This is a genomic window from Agathobaculum butyriciproducens (genome assembly GCA_003096535.1).
GTDB classification, from domain to species: domain Bacteria; phylum Bacillota; class Clostridia; order Oscillospirales; family Butyricicoccaceae; genus Agathobaculum; species Agathobaculum butyriciproducens.
The window spans coordinates 516,779-535,264 of sequence record QEKJ01000001.1; the positions used below are offsets into that span (position 1 = coordinate 516,779).

General features: G+C 57.1%; 16 protein-coding genes. 3 read left to right on the forward strand and 13 right to left on the reverse strand.

Annotated elements, in window-relative coordinates; translation table 11 throughout:
- Positions 1-40: 40 nt before the first annotated feature.
- The 8 genes from C7386_RS02390 to rsxC form a co-directional block, all read right to left on the reverse strand.
- Positions 41-1,249 (reverse strand): peptidylprolyl isomerase, encoded by a 1,209-nt coding sequence (locus C7386_RS02390; RefSeq protein ID WP_116704754.1) that lies wholly within the window; start codon positions 1,247-1,249, stop codon positions 41-43.
- Between the two features lie 550 nt (positions 1,250-1,799).
- Positions 1,800-2,213 carry a Mini-ribonuclease 3 gene (locus tag C7386_RS02395; RefSeq protein WP_110435483.1) on the reverse strand — a complete coding sequence of 138 codons (414 nt, stop codon included), beginning with the start codon at positions 2,211-2,213 and terminating at the stop codon, positions 1,800-1,802.
- Positions 2,213-3,121, reverse strand: coding sequence for an RnfABCDGE type electron transport complex subunit B (locus C7386_RS02400; protein WP_110435484.1), 909 nt, complete (start codon positions 3,119-3,121; stop codon positions 2,213-2,215). The genes C7386_RS02395 and C7386_RS02400 overlap by 1 nt, the downstream gene beginning before the upstream one ends.
- Positions 3,122-3,136: 15 nt before the next feature.
- Positions 3,137-3,727, reverse strand: coding sequence for an electron transport complex subunit RsxA (rsxA, locus tag C7386_RS02405; RefSeq protein ID WP_110435485.1), 591 nt, complete (start codon positions 3,725-3,727; stop codon positions 3,137-3,139).
- 21 nt (positions 3,728-3,748) lie between these two features.
- Positions 3,749-4,372, reverse strand: coding sequence for an electron transport complex subunit RsxE (rsxE, locus tag C7386_RS02410; protein ID WP_110435486.1), 624 nt, complete (start codon positions 4,370-4,372; stop codon positions 3,749-3,751).
- Positions 4,373-4,386: 14 nt separating this feature from the next.
- Entirely contained in the window at positions 4,387-4,995 is a 609-nt protein-coding gene (locus tag C7386_RS02415) for an RnfABCDGE type electron transport complex subunit G (protein ID WP_110435487.1), read from the reverse strand.
- A 3-nt stretch (positions 4,996-4,998) separates the two neighbouring features.
- On the reverse strand, positions 4,999-6,012 hold the full coding sequence (locus C7386_RS02420) for an RnfABCDGE type electron transport complex subunit D (RefSeq protein ID WP_110435488.1): 1,014 nt from the start codon (positions 6,010-6,012) through the stop codon (positions 4,999-5,001).
- A 14-nt stretch (positions 6,013-6,026) separates the two neighbouring features.
- Complete coding sequence (gene rsxC, locus C7386_RS02425) at positions 6,027-7,439, reverse strand: electron transport complex subunit RsxC (RefSeq protein WP_110435489.1); 1,413 nt, start codon at positions 7,437-7,439, stop codon at positions 6,027-6,029.
- 460 nt (positions 7,440-7,899) lie between these two features.
- Here rsxC and C7386_RS02430 point away from each other — a divergent pair, with 460 nt between their 5' ends.
- The gene (locus tag C7386_RS02430; protein ID WP_116704755.1) at positions 7,900-10,815 is read left to right on the forward strand and encodes a heavy metal translocating P-type ATPase; all 2,916 of its coding nucleotides are present in this window, start codon (positions 7,900-7,902) and stop codon (positions 10,813-10,815) included.
- 197 nt (positions 10,816-11,012) lie between these two features.
- On the opposite strand, the gene C7386_RS02435 is transcribed toward C7386_RS02430, so the two are convergent.
- From C7386_RS02435 to C7386_RS02455, 5 genes are all read right to left on the reverse strand, one after another.
- Positions 11,013-11,864 (reverse strand): helix-turn-helix transcriptional regulator, encoded by an 852-nt coding sequence (locus tag C7386_RS02435; RefSeq protein WP_116704756.1) that lies wholly within the window; start codon positions 11,862-11,864, stop codon positions 11,013-11,015.
- On the reverse strand, positions 11,861-12,145 hold the full coding sequence (locus tag C7386_RS02440; RefSeq protein WP_165815435.1) for a hypothetical protein: 285 nt from the start codon (positions 12,143-12,145) through the stop codon (positions 11,861-11,863). The genes C7386_RS02435 and C7386_RS02440 overlap by 4 nt, the downstream gene beginning before the upstream one ends.
- A 30-nt stretch (positions 12,146-12,175) precedes the next feature.
- The gene (locus C7386_RS02445; protein ID WP_110435493.1) at positions 12,176-13,195 is read right to left on the reverse strand and encodes a Gfo/Idh/MocA family oxidoreductase; all 1,020 of its coding nucleotides are present in this window, start codon (positions 13,193-13,195) and stop codon (positions 12,176-12,178) included.
- Positions 13,196-13,427: 232 nt separating this feature from the next.
- A complete protein-coding gene (locus C7386_RS02450; protein WP_110435494.1) occupies positions 13,428-13,616 on the reverse strand; it encodes a ferredoxin in 189 nt (62 codons plus the stop codon).
- Between the two features lie 47 nt (positions 13,617-13,663).
- Entirely contained in the window at positions 13,664-14,566 is a 903-nt protein-coding gene (locus C7386_RS02455; protein ID WP_110435495.1) for a ribokinase, read from the reverse strand.
- 171 nt (positions 14,567-14,737) lie between these two features.
- On the opposite strand from C7386_RS02455, the gene C7386_RS02460 reads away from it, so the two are divergent.
- Both C7386_RS02460 and C7386_RS02465 read left to right on the forward strand, forming a co-directional pair.
- Complete coding sequence (locus tag C7386_RS02460; protein WP_110435496.1) at positions 14,738-16,570, forward strand: NAD(P)-binding protein; 1,833 nt, start codon at positions 14,738-14,740, stop codon at positions 16,568-16,570.
- Positions 16,564-18,324 (forward strand): [FeFe] hydrogenase, group A, encoded by a 1,761-nt coding sequence (locus tag C7386_RS02465; RefSeq protein ID WP_110435497.1) that lies wholly within the window; start codon positions 16,564-16,566, stop codon positions 18,322-18,324. The genes C7386_RS02460 and C7386_RS02465 overlap by 7 nt, the downstream gene beginning before the upstream one ends.
- Positions 18,325-18,486: the final 162 nt, after the last annotated feature.

The following is an 18,486-nucleotide window of genomic DNA, read 5'->3' on the forward strand; positions in this document are numbered from 1 at the left end:
AAAAGGACGCTCCTTGAGCGTCCTTTCTGTTTTTGCGGTTTTACTGAGCAGACTCGGTAGTAGCCGTCTGCGCCTCGTCAGTCGCGGTCTGGCTGTCGGTCGAGGTCTGGTCTTTGCTCTGTGCGTCCTCAGTCTGCGCATTGCCGTCATCATCCGATGTATCGCTGTTCAGAACAGTCTGCACGTCAGCCGGCAGATAGTCCTTGGTGTTATCATAGGTGATCTCGTCGTAAGCATCGGTGGTCTGGATGTCAGCCTCGTCGATCCACTGCTGCATCATCTCGTCGATCGAGCCGGCAGTGCCCTTTTCGGAAGCAACAGCCGCAATGATGGAATCGCGCATGTTCTCGAACTCATCCTGATTCAGCTCGCAGCGCTTGATGATGTGGTAGCCGTACTTGCTCTTGACCAGGCCGGAAACTTCGCCTTCCTGCAGCGCCTTGGCAGCGTTGTAGAACTCGTCTACCATCTGACCCTCGGTGAAGGTATAGCCCTTGGCATACTGTGCTTCGCCTGCATCCTCGTTCTTCTCGGTCAGCAGCGCATCAAAGTCCTCGCCGTTGTTCAGGCGATCCAGAACAGCCTGTGCTTCCTTCTTTGCTTCCTCATCGGTGCGGGTGGTCTCGCCGGTGGACGGATTCTTAGTCAGAATGAGGATGTGCTTTGCAGTGATGTAGTTGTCATCGAAATACTTCTGCAGCTCGTCATCGCTCGGAACACTTACGCCGTTCTCGCCGAAGTAGTAATCCTTCAGCACCTGTGCGCATGCGCTGACATACTGGTAGTTATTGTAGTGGTCCATGTCAAAGCCGATCGAAGCCAGGCGCTGCAGATAAGCGTCCTCGCCGCCAAGCTGCTCCGCATTCTGCTTGTTTGCCGTAACAATGTTCTTCTTCTGGCTGTACGACAGGGACAGGCCCAGCTCATCCATCTTTTGCTTAACGATATGGATCAGAGCGACCTGCTGCTTTGCGGACTCCTTTGCGGCATCGCCGAATGTAGATGCCATATTCTTCTCAGAGAGACCGTACATAGCGTACATCTGCTGATAATTGATGATCTGGCTCATCATATAGCTTGCATACTCATCTGCGTGGATTTCCTCGCCGTTGACCGTCATAACGACCGGTGCATCGCTTTTCAGCTCCTGATAATCCACCACAAAGGTGGATGCGCCGTATGCGGTTGCGCTCATAACGACAGCCAGCATAACGACCAGCGCAACGATGCGCTGCACTAACTTGCTCATATTACTATGCTCCCTTTTCTGTATTTTACGAACGCTATCAGTATAACACTATTTCGGAACAGGCACAAGCGAAAACACAGAAACATCACAAATTTCGCTGCCCGCTGGGGACGCTGCCCGCTGGGGCACAAGGATGGACACCAAGGTTTCCACCCTTGTGAATCCCGCTTCCTTTATTCCTAATCTGACGCAGACCAGAGACCGGCGACCGCTTCGAGAAGGAGAACGGCAGTCGGGTTACTCTTGCGTATCTTTCGTGAAATATTCGCAGTTCACAGATAGCTTACTGCTACACAGACGGTTTACTCTCCGCAGGCGCGACACAATAGTGTCGCGCAACTCATTGGCCTGGCAGCTACAGACAGCACCTGCGAATTTCATCTGATGATAAATGTTATACCGTAGGGTGCGCCGACTCGGCGCACCTTTTCTAACGAAAAAACACCCGTAAAATGCAAAAATGGAGAATGAAAACCATCTGGTCAATTCTCCATTTTCCATTCTCAATTACTGCAAACAAAAAGAGAACCGCTTCCGCGGTTCTCTTTGCTCATTTCGCGTCAAACCCTTGACAGATAACCTCAAACAGCTCATTGATACGCTCATAGCGTCCCTTGAGGTACAGCCAGCCGAACAGCGCCTCGAGTGCAGTCGCGTAGGCATACTCTGCCACGGAGGCCGACTTCGGCACGGATTTCGGCTTTGCGTTGCGTCCGTGACGCAGAACGGTCTGCTCGTCTTCATCGAGCATAGGCTGAATGCGCTTTACCGCTTCCGCCTGCGCGGACGCACGAACGAGCTGGATCGTACGGCTGTGCAGATTTTTCGCGGTCTGAGTGCCGCCGCACGCCAGATGCGTGCGCACGAGTATCTCATAAACAGCGTCGCCCACATGGGCGAGTGCAAGACTCGTCATGCGGGCGATCGCAGCGTCATCCAGCACAGGGTGCAGATGATCGGTCATTACTTGTCCTCAGCAGCCTTTGCTTCAGCGGCCTGCTTTGCAGCCTCAGCCTTAGCCTTGGCAGCAGCAGCCTGCTTAGCCTGCATTTCCTTGAACTTGGCCTTCTCTTCCTCGGTCGGAACCGGCTCGATGCAGCCCTTCGGGCATACCTTGGTGCACATCTTGCAGTTCTTGCACTTGTCGTAGTCGATCTTGGCAACGCCGTCTACTACGTGAATTGCATCGAACTTACAGGTCTTCTCGCACATCTTACAGCCGATACAGCCGTTGGAGCAAACCTTCATTACTTCCGGACCCTTGTCCTTGTTCACGCAGTTAACGTGAACCTTCTTGACCTCGGATACCAGGTTGATGATCTTCTTCGGGCAGGTGGAAACACACTTGCCGCAAGCAACACACTTGTCGGTATCAACCTTTGCAACGCCGTCCACAATGTGGATTGCGTCAAACGCACAGGCCTTTACACAGGAGCCGAGACCCATGCAGCCAAAGGAGCATGCCTTCGGGCCGCTTGCTACACGCATTGCAGCGTTGCAGTCCTGCAGACCCTCGTAGTTTGCCTTGTCCTTTGCGTTGCAGCCGCCGTTGCAGTAAACGTGTGCAACCTGACGGTCGCCGGCAGCAACCTCAACGCCGAGTACCTTTGCGATCTTCTCAGCCGCAGCAGCACCGCCGACCGGGCAGCCATTTACCGGCGCACGGCCCTCTACGATTGCAGCAGCCAGACCGTCACAGCCCGGGAAGCCGCAACCGCCGCAGTTAGCGCCCGGCAGGCACTCGCGTACCAGCGGTACGCGCTCGTCAACCTCTACGGCGAAAACCTTAGCGGCAACGCCGAGCAGGATTGCGAAAACGATACCCATGATGAACAGTACCGCTACCGCGTAAATAACATTTTGCATATCCATTTCTTGTGTCCTCCCTTACCAAATCGACAGGCCGGAGAAGCCCATGAAGGACATAGCCAGCAGCGCTGCTGCAACCAGCGAGATCGGGAAGCCTTCAAAGCACTTCGGGCACTTGGAAGTAGCGTCCAGACGCTCACGGATGGAAGCGAACAGCACGATTGCCAGCGTGTAGCCGACACCGGCTGCAACGCCGTATACCAGAGAGCCGATGAAAGAATAGCTGTTGGAAATGTTGGTCTTAGCAGCACCGAGCACCGCACAGTTGGTGGTGATCAGCGGCAGGAAGATACCGAGCGCAGAGTACAGCGACGGCATAGCCTTCTTCATGAACATCTCGACGAACTGAACCAGCGTTGCAATTACGAGAATGAACGCGATGGTCTGCATGTAGCCCAGACCCAGGGGTTCGAGAATGAAGTACTGTACAGCCCAGGATGCTGCGGAAGCGATCGCCATAACGAAGATAACCGCCATGCCCATGCCGAGCGCGGTGTCGGTCTTCTTGGATACGCCGAAGAACGAGCAGCAGCCGAGGAACTGAACGAGAATGTAGTTGTTGACCAGGATTGCCGCGATTGCGAGCGACAGGATATCGGTCAAACCCATAGAGGCAGGTAAATTAAACACTTACTTGTCCTCCTTTCGAGCCATGATCTTCTGGATCGCAGCCAGGATGAAGCCCATCATGAGGAAGCCGCCGGCCGGCAGGATCATCATGACCATCGGGTTGGAGTGGAAGAACGGAACTGCGATGCCGTTTACGCCGTTAACGTAACCGGACAGGATGGTGCCTGCGCCGAGCAGCTCACGGAAGAAGCCCATGAGTACCAGAGCGAAGGTGAAGCCCAGACCCATTACAACACCGTCGAGTGCGGACGGCAGAACCTTGTTCTTGGAAGCATACGCCTCGGCACGGCCGAGGATGATGCAGTTTACTACGATCAGCGGCAGGAACAGACCAAGGGACGATGCCAGCGACGGCAGGAATGCCTGCATGGACAGGTCGATCATGGTTACGAAGGTTGCGATGATCGTGATGAATGCTGCGATACGGATCTTATCCGGGATAATTCTGCGCATCGCGGAAATAACGATATTGGAGCAGATGAGAACGACGGTAGCCGCCGCGCCCATGCCGATCGCATTCTGCAGAGAAGTGGTGGTTGCCAGCGTCGGGCAAAGACCGATCGTCTGCATGAAAACCGGGTTATCGAGGATAACGCCCGATTTCAGCTGTTCAGAAAATTTCATTTGGCTTTTCCTCCTTAACCCAGAGTAGCGACATATGCTGCCGCAGTATTAACGCCGTCGGTTACAGCACGGGAGGTGATGGTAGCGCCGGTGATCGCATTGATCGTGCCGCCGTCCTTGGCCACCTTGAGCTGACCGTCAGCAGTCTGACCTGCAAACTGGGTGATCCAGTTCGGGTCTGCCTGGCTCTTCGCACCGAGGCCCGGGGTCTCAGCGTGAGAGGTTACCTTTGCACCTGCAACGGTGCCGTCCGCATTGATGCCGACGATCATCGTCAGGTTGCCGCCGAAGCCCTTCGGCTCAACCTGTACGCAGTAGCCGATCTCTTCGCCGTCCTTGGTTGCCTTGTAAACGCCGTCGATCTGAGCAGCGGTACGGCCTGCCGGCAGGGTTACGCCAGCGGCTGCAACGTCCTCAGCGGACAGTGCGGTGCCGAGATCCTCGAAATCAGCGTCCGGGATGATCTCTGCCATTGCTGCGTTGCGGGTTTCGATACCGTTCTGGGTGATCTTATCCGCGGTTACACCGTTGATAACGCCCAGCAGCAGTGCACAGATGAACGTGATGAGGCCCAGTACGACGACAAGCTGTACGATGCCGCCTTCCTTTTTGCTGTTATCCATGATTTACTGCGCCTCCTTCTTAGCCTTGTCAAGCTGATAGCCGAACTTGCGCGGATGGGTCTTCTTGTCGATTGCCCAAACCAGCGTGTTCATGATCAGAATGGAGTAGGATACGCCCTCCGGCAGACCGCCGAAGTAGCGGATGAATACCGTCAGCAGACCGCAGCCAACGCCGAAGATGATCTGGCCCTTCGGGGTAACCGGGCTGGTAACGTAGTCGGTAGCCATGAAGATCGCGCCGAGCATCAGGCCGCCGGACAGTACCTGGCTGAGCATCCACTGTACGCGGGAAACATCGCCGGACAGCGGGAACAGGAAGGTGATGACAGCAACAGTAAGGATGTAAGCTGCCGGAATGTTGATGGTGATAACCTTGCGCCACAGCAGGTAAACGCCGCCTGCCAGCAGAGCCAGCGCGGAGGTCTCACCGATAACGCCGCCGGTCTGGCCGAGCAGCATCTCCAGCAGGCCGGTATCAGCCGGTACAGCACCGGTCTTGAGGGTAGCCAGCGGAGTTGCGGTGGAGATTGCGTCGGTAACGGTTACGTTGCCGAACAGCGGCAGGTTTGCATGCGGAGCAGTCCAGGTGGTCATGAAACCGGCCCAGGATGCCATCATGAACGCACGGGCACCGAGTGCCGGGTTCATAAAGTTCTTGCCGATGCCGCCGAACAGCATCTTAACAACGATGATGCCGAACAGAGCACCGAAAGCGCTCAGCCACAGCGGAGCTGCAACCGGAATGTTGAATGCGATAAGTACGCCCGTAACCAGGCAGGACAGGTCGCCTACGGTGTTCGGGTGATGAACGATTTTGTTGTAAATGGTCTCAAACACAAGGCTTGCCACCATTGCAATAACAACATGGATCAGCGCACGAGCGCCGAAGGTGTAAACTGCAACCGCCAGTGCCGGAACAAGTGCGATGAGCACATCGAGCATAAGGCTCCGGGTGTCATCATCCGCCTTGATATGCGGCGAGGAGGTTACGACTACTTTGCTAAGATCATAAGCCATTTTCGTTTTCCTCCTTACTTGTTCTCTGCGGGCTTTTCAGCCTCTGCCTTTGCAGCAGCCTCCGCCTCGGCCTTTTTCTTCTCAGCCTCAGCCTTGGCGCGCTCTGCAGCACGCTTAGCCTGGATCTTGCCCTTGGTCAGACGGAACTGTGCAACCAGCGGGATACGAGCCGGGCAGACGTAAGCGCAGGAGCCGCACTCGATGCAGTCCATCATGCCGCAGTCAACGGCGTTGTCCAGATCCTCCTGCTTGCCGTATACATTCATGTAGATCGGCAGGAGATGCATCGGGCAGGCGTTGATGCACTTGCCGCAGCGGATACACTGGGGATCCTTAACGCGCTTATCCTCATTGCCTGCAAAGGCGAGGAATGCGTTGGTGCCCTTGACAACCGGGGCATCCAGAGAGAACTGGGCGTTGCCCATCATCGGGCCGCCGGCAAGGAGCTTGTTCGGAGCTTCCTTGAAGCCGCCGCAGGCATCGATCAGCTTTTCGATCGGGGTGCCGATGCGTGCTTCGAGGTTCTTCGGCTCGGCAACAGCGGAACCGGAGATGGTAACGATACGGCGGATGACCGGCATGCCGGTGGTGAAGCGGCGGTAAACCGCACCTGCGGTATCTACGTTGAATACCGCGCAGCCGGCGTCTGCCGGCAGCTTGCCGGACGGAACTTCACGGCCGGTGCAGGCATTGATCAGCTGCTTCTCAGCACCCTGCGGGTACTTGCAGGTCAGCGGATACAGCTTGAGGCGCGGATCATCCGCGATCAGCTCTTCGATCTTGGCGAAGGTATCCTTCTTGTTTTCCTCGATCGCAATGATCGCGGTCTGTACGCCCATGATGTCGGCCAGCATCTTCAGGCCGCCGATGGTCTCTTCCGGACGCTCGAGCAGCAGGCGATGGTCGGACGTGATGTACGGCTCACACTCTGCAGCGTTGATGATGACCGTGTCGCACTTGCCGATACCGGACTGGATCTTGACATGGGTCGGGAAGGTTGCACCGCCATGGCCGACGATGCCGGCAGAACGGATGCACTCGATACGCTCCTCATTGCTCATGGAAGCGAAGTCGTAGGGATGCACGGACTCGTGCTTGCGGTCCTCGCCATCATTTTCAATTACGATGGACAGAACCTTGCTGCCGTTCGGATGCAGGCGAGGCTCGATTGCCTTTACCTTGCCGGAAACGGTAGCATGGACAGGAGCGCTGACAAAGCCGCCGGCTTCCGCGATAGGCTGTCCCAGGTCCACGGTGTCGCCGACCGAAACGATCGGCTTTGCCGGTGCGCCGATGTGCATGGAAACCGGCAGGATTACCTCATCAGGCAATGCCAGCTTCTCGATCGGCTTGGTGTTTGTCGCGGATTTATAGCCCGGGTCTGCGTGAGTACCCGGGTGTATGCCGCCACGGAACGAATACGCCATTTCTTTCACCTCTCTAATATTTTGCGCAAGAAGAACCGGACGCGCGCCCGGCTTCCTCTTCTTCAGAAATTGGCTGGCTACGCGTGGAGCATAGCCTTACAGTATAGATTATACTGTTTTTTGTACAGTATTGGCAAGACCAAAAGCAAAAAAAAATCGAATAAAATACAGATAAACTTTGTACATCTTGTTAAGTCTATCATTTTTATCCGCTTTTTCTTTGTGAATAACGCTCGGGTTCAGTCAGTTTAAACGGATGCAGGTATTCCCTTTCCGGCTTGCATTTTTCGCAAAACCGGCTGAACTGCGCGCAAAATGCGAAGTTTTGCCCTCTGCCTTTTGTGCACATTTTTCGTATACTGCTATTGACTTTCCCTTTCTTCGGTTATAATATGAATACATGAACATATGAACAATTGTTCATATATCATCAACCATCACCGACAGGAGGCGATCCGAAATGGCAGACGAACACAAGCATGAGGATACCTTATTAAATGAAAAAGTGCATGAGCACGAACATCATCATCACGAACACGATAAAGATGAATGCGATTGCGGCTGCGGACACCATCACCACCACGATGAGGACGAGGAGCACGAGCACCACCATCATCATGACGATGACTGCGACTGCGGCTGCGGACACCATCACCACCACGATGAGGACGAGGAGCACGAGCACCACCACCATCATGACGATGACTGCGACTGCGGCTGCGAACACCATCATCACCACGATGAGGACGAGGAGCACGAGCACCACCATCATCATGACGATGAATGCGACTGCGGCTGCGGACACCATCACCACCACGATGAGGACGAGGAGCACGAGCACCACCATCATGACGATGACTGCGACTGCGGCTGCGGACATCATCATCACCACGATGAGGACGAGGAGCACGAGCACCACCACCACCATCATGACGATGACTGCGATTGCGGCTGCGGACACCATCACCACCACGATGAGGACGAAGAGCACGAGCACCACCACCACGAACATTCTGCAGGCGCGCACAGCGTCAAGCGCGTTTACACGCTGCAGAATGTCGGCTGTGCACACTGCGCGGCAAAAATGGAGCAGCGCATCAGCGAACTCGAGGGCGTGGAGGACTGCGTTCTCGTATTTGAGACCAAGCAGCTGCGCGTAACCGGCGAAAATCCGGATGCGCTCCTGCCTGAAATCCGCAAAATCTGCTCCGGCATTGAGAGTGAAGCCAAGGTCATTGCACCCAGGCCCAAGCACTACGGCAAGGACGGTCAGCGCGTTTACACGCTCGAAAACCTTGGCTGTGCGCACTGTGCCGCGAAAATGCAGCACCAGATCAGTCAGCTCGACGGTATCGATGACTGCGTACTGGTTTATGAGACCAAGCAGCTGCGCGTCAAGGGCGACAATCCTGATGCACTGCTTCCCGAAATCCGTAAAATCTGCTCAAATATCGAGAGCGAAGTCAAGGTAATCGCTCCCGAGGAGGAAAAGGAAGAGAGCAGCAGCCATCCGCTTGCCGAAATGCTCATCGGTGCAGTGCTGTTCGTTGCCGGTCTGCTCATTCCGGCCATGGCTGTCAAGCTGGTGCTGCTCATCGCGGCTTACCTGCTGCTCGGCCGCCATGTCCTGCTGACGGCTGTCAAGAACATCGGCCGCGGTCAGGTATTTGACGAAAACTTCCTGATGGCCGTTGCAACCATCGGTGCATGGGCGGTCGGCTCGTTCGACGAGGCTGTCGGCGTTATGCTGTTCTACCGAGTCGGCGAATACTTTGAGGATCGTGCGGTTGACCGTTCGCGCAAGCAGATCATGGACGCGATCGACCTGCGTCCCGAGACGGTAAATCTGGTCAAGGACAACGGCAAAATCGAGGTTATTCCGGCCGAGGACGCACAGGAGGGCGACATTGTTCTGGTGCGCCCGGGCGACCGCGTTCCGCTGGACGGCGAGGTTGTCGAAGGCGAAAGCCGTCTGGATACCTCGGCTGTTACCGGTGAGCCGGTTCCGGTTCGTGTCGCTGCCGGCGACAAGGCAACCTCCGGCTGTGTCAACACCGACGGTGCGATCAAGCTGCGTGTTACCCACATTCTCGCTGAGAGCATGGTACAGCGTATTCTCGACAGCGTGGAGAATGCAGCGGCCCGCAAGCCGAAGATCGACCGCTTTATCACCCGTTTCTCCCGCGTTTACACCCCGGCTGTTGTTGCGATTGCCCTGCTGACCGCCATTATCCCGAGCCTTGTTACCGGCGAGTGGCACAAGTGGGTCTACACCGCGATGACCTTCCTTGTAATCTCCTGCCCGTGCGCACTGGTGCTCAGCGTACCGCTGACCTACTTCTCCGGCATCGGCGCAGGCTCCAGACGCGGTATCCTGTTCAAGGGCGGCGCTTCTCTGGAAGCACTGAATAACGTTAAGACCATCGTTATGGATAAGACCGGCACCATCACCAAGGGCAACTTTGTGGTACAGAAGGTCGTTCCGGCGCAGGGCGTTCCGCTCGATGAGAATGAGCTTCTGTGGCTGGCTGCCGCCTGTGAAGGCGCTTCCACCCACCCGATCGCCAAGTCCATCATCAACTCCTACGAGGAGCGCAAAACGTCCGCGGCAAAGGCCGGCGACTTTTCTCTTGTTGCCGTTGGTGCAACGGTTGAGAACATCCGCGAGCAGGCCGGCGAAGGCGTTTTCGCCGAGCTTGAAGGCAAAACTATACTCTGCGGCAACGTAAAGCTGATGGAGCGCAATAATATCGACCTTTCCGGCTACCACGGCACCCCGGGCAGCACGGAAGTGCTGCTGGCGATGGACGGTCACTTTCTCGGTCATGTTGACATTTCCGATACCATCAAGGCAGATGCCAACTCCGCAATCAGCCGCATGAAGGCTCAGGGACTCACCACCGCCATGCTGACCGGTGACGGTCAGGCCAGTGCGGACGCGGTTGCGCAGGAAGTCGGCATTGACGAAGTGCGTGCCCGCCTGCTCCCGCAGGATAAGCTATCGGCGCTGACCGATATCCGCGAGAAGCGCGGTGCGGTTATGTTCGTCGGTGACGGCATCAACGATGCTCCCGTACTCGCCGGTGCAGACGTCGGCGCGGCAATGGGCAGCGGCGCAGATGCGGCAATCGAGGCCGCAGATGTGGTGTTCATGAAGGCCGACCTGACTTCCATCCCGATCTCGGTCAAGATCGCCCGCAAGGCGAATATCGTCTCCAAGGAGAACATCGTGTTTGCACTCGCGGTCAAGATCCTCGTTATGATCCTCGGTCTGTTCGGTATCGCATCCATGTGGCTGGCCGTATTCGCCGATACCGGCGTGGCTATGCTGTGCGTGCTCAATTCGATCCGCATGCTGTATATGAAGACCGAATAACACATACTCTTTGCACCTCTTATATAGAAAGGCTCCCGTTCCGGTTGGAATGGGAGCCTTTTGTATACCATATAGTCTGTGCTGATACACAGGGTTTCCGCCTGAAAGGCGAACGGAACTCGCCTGCGCGGCGGTGCGCACAAGAGGGTAGAAACCGCAGGTGTCTATCCTCTTGCCCACCGCCGTGGGTATGGCGGTTACTTATGAAAAACATACTCTTTTCTGAAAGTCCTCGGTGCCATACCAACCGCCTTGGAAAACTGCGCATTGAAATGGCTCGGGTTGTCATACCCCACCTGCGATGCAATCCGCGTTACCGGCAAATCAGTTGTGATGAGCAGCGTCTGCGCTTCGCCAATCCTGCGGCGCAGAACATACTGCAGCGGCGAATATCCGGTCACTTCCTTGCAGATATGCGCCAGATAGTACGGACTGACGTGCAGCGCATCCGCCATCTGCTGCAGAGAAAATTCGTCCGCAAAATGCTTGTCGATGTAATCCTTGATACGCTGTGCAAAGGCATTGCCGCTGTGCGTGCTGCCCTCGGCTGCGGTCGCGCGGAACTGCTGCACAAGCGTCAGGATCGCAAGCAGAAGATGATGTGCACCGTCGTCGTTGCCCTCGGTCAGTTCATTGTAAAGCACGTCGTACAGATGCTCCAGCCGCACGGTCTGCGGCTCGATCAGGCGGCACACCGGACACGAATCCTCCGCGATCAGCGTATTTTCGCGCAGTCCGGGCACAGCCAGTCCGCCAAGCGCCAGACTCGAGGTTGCCACCGGACGATCCGGTCCGGACGGCTCATCGTGCACGACGCGGCTGTTGAAGATAAACAGATCGCCGCGGCGTGCCTCATACGGCGTGCCGCCGACAAAATAGCGGCTCTCGCCGCCTCGCACGAGTACAATTTCCACTAAATCATCATGTGCGTGCATAACGCGCGGATGCGCCGATGCCTTCTCATCTGTGCGGCTGACCGAAAACAGACGCGGCATCTGCGTCAGACCGAATGGCGCTTCATATTCCTTTTTCACAAAGCATTGAATCATAAAAACGCTCCTTTTCCCTCAATTTCGCGGCAAAAGCGCCTTTCTGCGACGGAGATAGTATCCGTGAAAAACCAGCCGGTCGGGATAGCAATCCGGATACCAACCTCACCGACCGGCCCTGCCAGCGCAAACCAGATCAAACCTTTGGCGATACTGCCTTTTGTCAGATCGCGGTACATATAATCAGATAAACTCATTATAGCGCTCCTGCGATGAAAACTCAATGCAGCGCTTCGCCCGCTGCGGTCCGGCAGGGCTGCGGATAACAGAAAGCCTGCCACCTATGGTGACAGGCTTTCTCTATGCTGATTTTATCGAATCGGCAGCATCTTGCCGGTCTCGAAGGATTCCTTGCAGCGGTAAGCAGCCTCGGAAACGGCGGTGCCGTCATAAACGGTGAGGTCAGCCGGCTTGGTGTTGTCGCGGACATGGCCGGTGAAGGCAGCCATCTCGGCTACGAAAGCCTCGTGCCAGCGGCTCATGAAGTCCGGATAATACTCCTCGCGGGAGCCGTGCTCGTCCACGATATTCAGCAGGTTCTTTGCGCCGACGTTTGCAATGCGCAGCGTGCCGTGGGTGCCGATAATCTCGGTCTCGACATTGCAGCCTGCGGCATGGGTGCGGTTGGTGAACATGAAGCCCATTGCGCCGTTCTCCATCTGGATGGTAGCAGCTGCGTTGTCCGCATCGTTCAGCTCCTTGTACAGGTCGAACTCGAATACGCCGCCGATTGCCCATACATTCTTGACATCCGAGCCGGTGAACCAGCGGATGAGGTCGATATCATGTACGCACATATCGAGGTACTGACCGCCGGAGTGCGGTGCAAACTTGAGGGTAGACTCGATGGTGGAACGCGGGTCCTGCGTGTAGGAGCGAACCAGAACAACCTTGCCGATATCGCCGTTGTCAATCCTGCGCTTTGCCTCGGCGTAGGACTTGTCAAAGCGGCGCATGAAGCCAAGCTGGAAAATCAGGTCAGGATGTGCCTCGATGACCTTCTCGGCAGCCTTGCACTGTGCAACATCCGTGCCGAGCGGCTTCTCGCAGAACACATGCTTGCCGTGGTTCATGGCAATTTCAATCTGCTGGCAGTGCAGGAAGGACGGGGAAACGATAACGATCGCGTCCAGCTCCGGATTCTTGCACATTTCCTCAAAATCAGTGTAAGTATTCGGCACGCCGAGCTCTGCCGCAACTTCCTTTACGCGGTTTGCATCTACGTCGCAGATAGCTGCCAGTTCGCAGCCCGGAACCTGCGTTGCAAGGTTCTTCGCGTGCTCATAACCCAGACGACCCAGACCTACCGAACCAACCTTAACAGTTTTCATGGTATATTCTCTCCTTTTTTATATGTAACTCTCTCTCTCTCTTACGCGGCGGTTTTGCCGCTCTCCATTTGATGATTCTATTGTAGCGTTTCGGGGACTGAAAAAACAGAGCATTCTTGCGAAAAGAACGCCCCTATTGGCGGGATATGAGCGGAGCTCTCGGGCAAACTTTCAAATTCTTGCGGTCGATGTAAAAAGGCAGACCCGACGGTCTGCCTTTACGCTTACGTTCTCAGCTGACATGAATGACGGCCACCGGACAGCCGCCTGCGGCCTCCTGCGCACCCGCCTGCTCCTCTGCGGTCTCCGGCTGATGATGGACTTCGGCAAGGCCGTCCTCCGCAATGCGGAACACGGAAGGACAGGTTCCTTCACACAGACCGCAGGAAATACAGCCGTCTCGTTCGATTGTAATGTGCATACCGATACACTCCTTTCGGAAATTCAGTTTGCCCCGTTTCCGATGATTTATGCGTGCCTGCGCAGAAATTCCCGTACTTCGTCTGCTGTCGGCACCGAGGGAGCCGCGCCTGTGCGCGAGACTGCGAGAGCGGATGCCGCCGAAGCCTCCTGCAGTGCGGTCTGCACCGATTTCCCTGCGCTGACCGCCGCAAGAAAGTATCCGCAGAAGGTATCTCCGGCAGCGGTGGTGTCCACGGCCTTTACCTTAAATGCAGGAAGCTGAAACCGACCTTCCTCTCCATCATACAGCACACCGTCCGCGCCGACGGTCATAACGACCGACGCATTCGGATATTTTGCCCGCAAAGCCGTCAGCGTATCCTCGAAATCTGCATTTGCATCCGTTCCCGCAAGCTGTGCCGCTTCGATTTCATTCACCATAAACAGGCTGACGCACGCAAGCGGCAGCTTTTCGGTATTCTCCGGCACGGGAGACGGATTGAACACCACCCGCAGTCCCTTTTCATGCGCACGGCGGATGATCTCCGGCACGAGGTTGACCTCATTCTGCAGCAGCACCCAGTCGTCCGGCTGCGCGGTGTCGAGCACCCGCTCGATATACTCGCTCGTCATGCTTCGGTTTGCGCCGCCGAACACGATAATCCGGTTCTGACCGGCGGCGCTTATCTCGATAACGGCATGTCCGGACGGCCCGTCCACCTCGCGCAGCAGCGAGGTATCCGCACCGGATTCCCGCAGCAGATCGGCCATAAAGCGGCCTTCCGCGCCGATCGCGCCCGCGTGCAGCACCTCTGCGCCCGCTCGAGCCGCTGCCAGTGACTGGTTGAGCCCCTTGCCGCCCGCAGCCACGGCATAGTCCTTCGCGGTGATGGTCTGTCCCGGCCGTACAAACTGCTCCACCTGATATACCTTATCTATATTCAGCGAACCGAAATTGATGATGCGCATAGCTTCGCTCTCCTTCTCTTTTTCTGTCAGTATAGCATATCCGTTCTCCAGCCGCCACTATAAGCAGCTTTTTATTGGTATTTTCTCCAAAATCGCTGAGTTACGATTGACTTATCTGCCAAAAAGTTCTATTATTTTAATATGTTTCTACAAGAAAGGGAGGGGACTTTTTTGAGTCGTTTATCCATTGAAACGCCGGGCAAGGCTGAGACCGTCATTGCCGGCTTGTACCGCGATATCGAGCGGCGCATCAGCGCCAGTCCTCCGGGTCTGTGTCCGGTGGATATGTCGCTGTCGTTCCTGCGTCTGTGCCATGCACAGACCTGCGGCAAATGTGTTCCGTGCCGCATCGGTCTGGGGCAGTTGACCACTCTGCTCGAGCAGGTGCTGGACTCCACCGCAACACCGGAGACCATTGACCTGATCGAGAAAACCGCCCGTGTTATTCAGGATACGGCGGACTGCGCCATCGGCTATGAGGCTGCCCGCATGGTTCTGCAGGGCGTGCAGGGCTTTCGCGATGACTACCTCTCCCATGTGGAGAGCGGCCGCTGCCTGTTCGGCTGGGATCATCCGGTGCCGTGTGTGGCACTGTGCCCGGCCGGAGTGGATATTCCGGGCTACATTGCACTCGTGCGTGCCGGCCGTTACAATGACGCCGTGCGCCTGATCCGCAAGGACAACCCCTTCCCGACCGTATGCGGCTATGTCTGCGAGCACCCGTGCGAGGCACACTGCCGCCGCAGCATGGTGGACGATGCGGTCAACATCTGCGGCATCAAGCGTTTCGCGTGCGACCACGCGGACAACACCACGCCGCCGGATTCCGCACCTTCGACCGGCAAGCGCATCGGCATCATCGGCGGCGGACCGGGCGGTCTGTCGGCGGCGTATTTTCTGTCGCTGATGGGTCACCAGGTCGTAGTCTATGACCAGCGTCCCAAGCTCGGCGGCATGCTGCGCTACGGCATTCCGGATTATCGTCTGCCGCAGGACAAGCTGGATGCGGACATCGACTTCATCCTGTCCACCGGCATTGAGGTGCATACCGGCGTTTCCATCGGCCGCGATATTTCGTTCGCTGAGATTGAGAACCAGTACGATGCGGTTTACATCTCCATCGGTGCGCATAACGACAAGAAGATTGGCATTCCCGGCGAGGACGCAGTCGGCGTACACTCCGCGGTGCAGCTGCTCCGCGACATCGGCGAGGGCCGCGTGCCGGACTTCAAGGGCAAGCGCGTCTGCGTCATCGGCGGCGGCAACGTGTCGATGGATGCAACCCGAACCGCAATCCGTCTCGGTGCCTCCGCAGTAACGTGCGTCTACCGCCGGCGCGTGACCGATATGACCGCACTCGCAGAGGAGATCGAGGAAGCACAGAGTGAAGGCTGCCAGATTCTCTCGCTGCAGGCGCCCGATCACATTGAGACCGATGAAACAGGCCGCGTTACCGCTCTGTGGACGCGTCCGCAGGTCATCGGCGCCTACGGCAAGGACGGTCGTCCGCGTCCCTACGATGCCGATCAGCCGCTGCTCCGCACACCGTGCGATGTCGTTATCGTAGCCATCGGCCAGTCCATCGACGCAAAGCCGTTCGAGCAGATCGCTCCGGTCGTGCGCGGCAAGATTCAGGCCGAATCCGACGCATTTGTGCCGAACACCCCGCATGTATTCGCGGGCGGCGATGCCGTTACCGGTCCGGCGACCGTTATCCGCGCGGTAGCCGCCGGCAAGGTGGCTGCGGCCAACATTGACGCACACCTCGGCTTCCGTCACGTTATCAAGAGCGATGTTGAGATTCCGGCACCGCATCTGACCAACATGCCGGCCTGCGGCCGCATCGAGCTGCGCAGCAGACCCGCCGAGGAGTGCGTCGGCAACTTTGATCTGGTAAAGTGCGGCATGACCGAGCAGGAGGTTCATCAGGAGACCTCCCGCTGTCTGCGCTGCGACCACTTCGGCTACGGTATTTTCAAGGGAGGGCGTTCTTCTAAATGGTAAATCTGACGATCAATTCTATCCCGGTGACTGTACCGGAAGGCACCACCATTCTGGATGCCGCCGCCTCTGTCGATATCGAAATCCCCAGCCTGTGCTACCTAAAAGAGCTGAACGAAATCTCCGCCTGCCGCGTCTGCTGTGTCGAGGTCGAGGGCGAGGGCAAGCTGGTTCCCTCGTGCAACAACGTTGTGCGTGAAGGCATGGTCATCCGCACCAATTCTCCGCGTGCACTCGAGGCGCGCCGCGTCAATATGGAGCTTATTCTCTCGCAGCACGACAACAAGTGCGCGACCTGTATCCGCTCGGGCACCTGCCAGCTGCAGAAGATTGCAAACGATATGGGCATTCTGGGTGTTTCCTACCCCACCGACCTTGCACGCGGCAAAAAGGCAGACTGGACGACCACGTTCCCGCTCTACCGCGATGTAAACAAGTGCATCAAGTGCATGCGCTGCATTCAGGTATGCGACAAGGTGCAGTCGCTGTCCGTCTGGGATATCAGCGGCTCGGGTGCGCGCACCACCATTGATGTTTCGGGAAACCGCGTGATCAAGCAGGCGGACTGCTCGCTGTGCGGACAGTGCATCACGCACTGTCCGACCGGCGCTCTGCGCGAACGCGATGACACGCAGAAGGCATATGCTGCGCTTGGCGATCCGGACCGCGTGACCATTGTGCAGATTGCTCCGGCCGTGCGTGCTGCATGGGGCGAAGCCTTCGGCATGCCGACCGGCAAGGCAACCGTCGGTCAGCTGGTGTCCGTTCTGCGCAAGCTGGGCGCAGATTATGTGTTCGACACCACGTTTTCCGCCGATCTGACCATCATGGAAGAGGGCACCGAGCTGCTCCAGCGTCTTCAGGCGGGCGATCTGGACAATCAGCCGATGTTTACCTCGTGCTGCCCGGGCTGGGTGCGCTTTTTGAAGTCGCAGTTCCCGGAAATGACCGGCCGTCTGTCCACCGCTAAGTCGCCGCAGCAGATGTTCGGCGCGGTCGGCAAGACCTGGCTGGCACACAACCTCGGCGTGGATGCGGACAAAATTTACAGCATCTCCATCATGCCGTGCATCGCAAAAAAGGCCGAGCGCGAGCTGCCGAGCATGGATTCGGCCGGTCACGGCAGCGATGTCGATCTGGTCATCACCACCCGAGAGCTGGCGCGCATGGCGCGTGCCGAGCACCTCGATGTGGAAAACATCGCGGAATCCGCGTTTGATTCTCCGCTGGGCGACGGCACCGGCGCAGGCGTTATTTTCGGCGCGACCGGCGGCGTTATGGAGGCCGCGCTGCGTTCGGCGTACTTCCTCACCACCGGCGAAAATCCGTCGCCGGATGCATTCCGCGAGGTGCGTGACGACGGCACGATTTCTCCGCTGCCGTGGCGCGAAGCGACGTTCGAGCTGGCAGGCCGGACTGTGCGCTGCGCGGTAGCAAGCGGACTGGGCAACGCACGTCAGCTTCTGCACTCGCTGCAGCGCCGTGAGGTACACTATGAGTTTGTGGAGATCATGGCATGTCCGGGCGGCTGTGCAGGCGGCGGCGGTCAGCCGGTGGACGGCACCGACCGCGAAAAGGCCGCCGACCGCGGCAAGGTTTTGTTCCGACTCGATCAGAATGCACCGCTGCGTTTTTCGCACGAAAATCCGGCGGTTCAGGCGTTGTACCGTGAGTATCTGGATGAGCCGTGCTCGCACAGAGCGGAGGAATTGCTGCATTGCGACCATTTCGCATGGCAGATGAACGCTTCCCGCTGAGGGCACAAGAGGATAACAACCTACGGTTTTTACCCTCTTGTGAATCTCCCATTTCCCTTTTGGGATAGCACGGCGGCTGTTCAGAACTGAGACTATAAAGGAACGAGCGTACGGTTCCTCTTCCGCAGGGCGGACCTTTGGGTCCGCCCATTTCTTTTTCTT

Bases quoted from the DNA above. Each gene is read 5' to 3' on its own strand.
- C7386_RS02390 (WP_116704754.1), bottom strand. From the start codon at position 1,249: ATGAGCAAGTTAGTGCAGCGCATCGTTGCGCTGGTCGTTATGCTGGCT.
- C7386_RS02395 (WP_110435483.1), bottom strand. From the start codon at position 2,213: ATGACCGATCATCTGCACCCTGTGCTGGATGACGCTGCGATCGCCCGC.
- C7386_RS02400 (WP_110435484.1), bottom strand. From the start codon at position 3,121: ATGGATATGCAAAATGTTATTTACGCGGTAGCGGTACTGTTCATCATG.
- rsxA (WP_110435485.1), bottom strand. From the start codon at position 3,727: ATGGGTTTGACCGATATCCTGTCGCTCGCAATCGCGGCAATCCTGGTC.
- rsxE (WP_110435486.1), bottom strand. From the start codon at position 4,372: ATGAAATTTTCTGAACAGCTGAAATCGGGCGTTATCCTCGATAACCCG.
- C7386_RS02415 (WP_110435487.1), bottom strand. From the start codon at position 4,995: ATGGATAACAGCAAAAAGGAAGGCGGCATCGTACAGCTTGTCGTCGTA.
- C7386_RS02420 (WP_110435488.1), bottom strand. From the start codon at position 6,012: ATGGCTTATGATCTTAGCAAAGTAGTCGTAACCTCCTCGCCGCATATC.
- rsxC (WP_110435489.1), bottom strand. From the start codon at position 7,439: ATGGCGTATTCGTTCCGTGGCGGCATACACCCGGGTACTCACGCAGAC.
- C7386_RS02430 (WP_116704755.1), top strand. From the start codon at position 7,900: ATGGCAGACGAACACAAGCATGAGGATACCTTATTAAATGAAAAAGTG.
- C7386_RS02435 (WP_116704756.1), bottom strand. From the start codon at position 11,864: ATGATTCAATGCTTTGTGAAAAAGGAATATGAAGCGCCATTCGGTCTG.
- C7386_RS02445 (WP_110435493.1), bottom strand. From the start codon at position 13,195: ATGAAAACTGTTAAGGTTGGTTCGGTAGGTCTGGGTCGTCTGGGTTAT.
- C7386_RS02450 (WP_110435494.1), bottom strand. From the start codon at position 13,616: ATGCACATTACAATCGAACGAGACGGCTGTATTTCCTGCGGTCTGTGT.
- C7386_RS02455 (WP_110435495.1), bottom strand. From the start codon at position 14,566: ATGCGCATCATCAATTTCGGTTCGCTGAATATAGATAAGGTATATCAG.
- C7386_RS02465 (WP_110435497.1), top strand. From the start codon at position 16,564: ATGGTAAATCTGACGATCAATTCTATCCCGGTGACTGTACCGGAAGGC.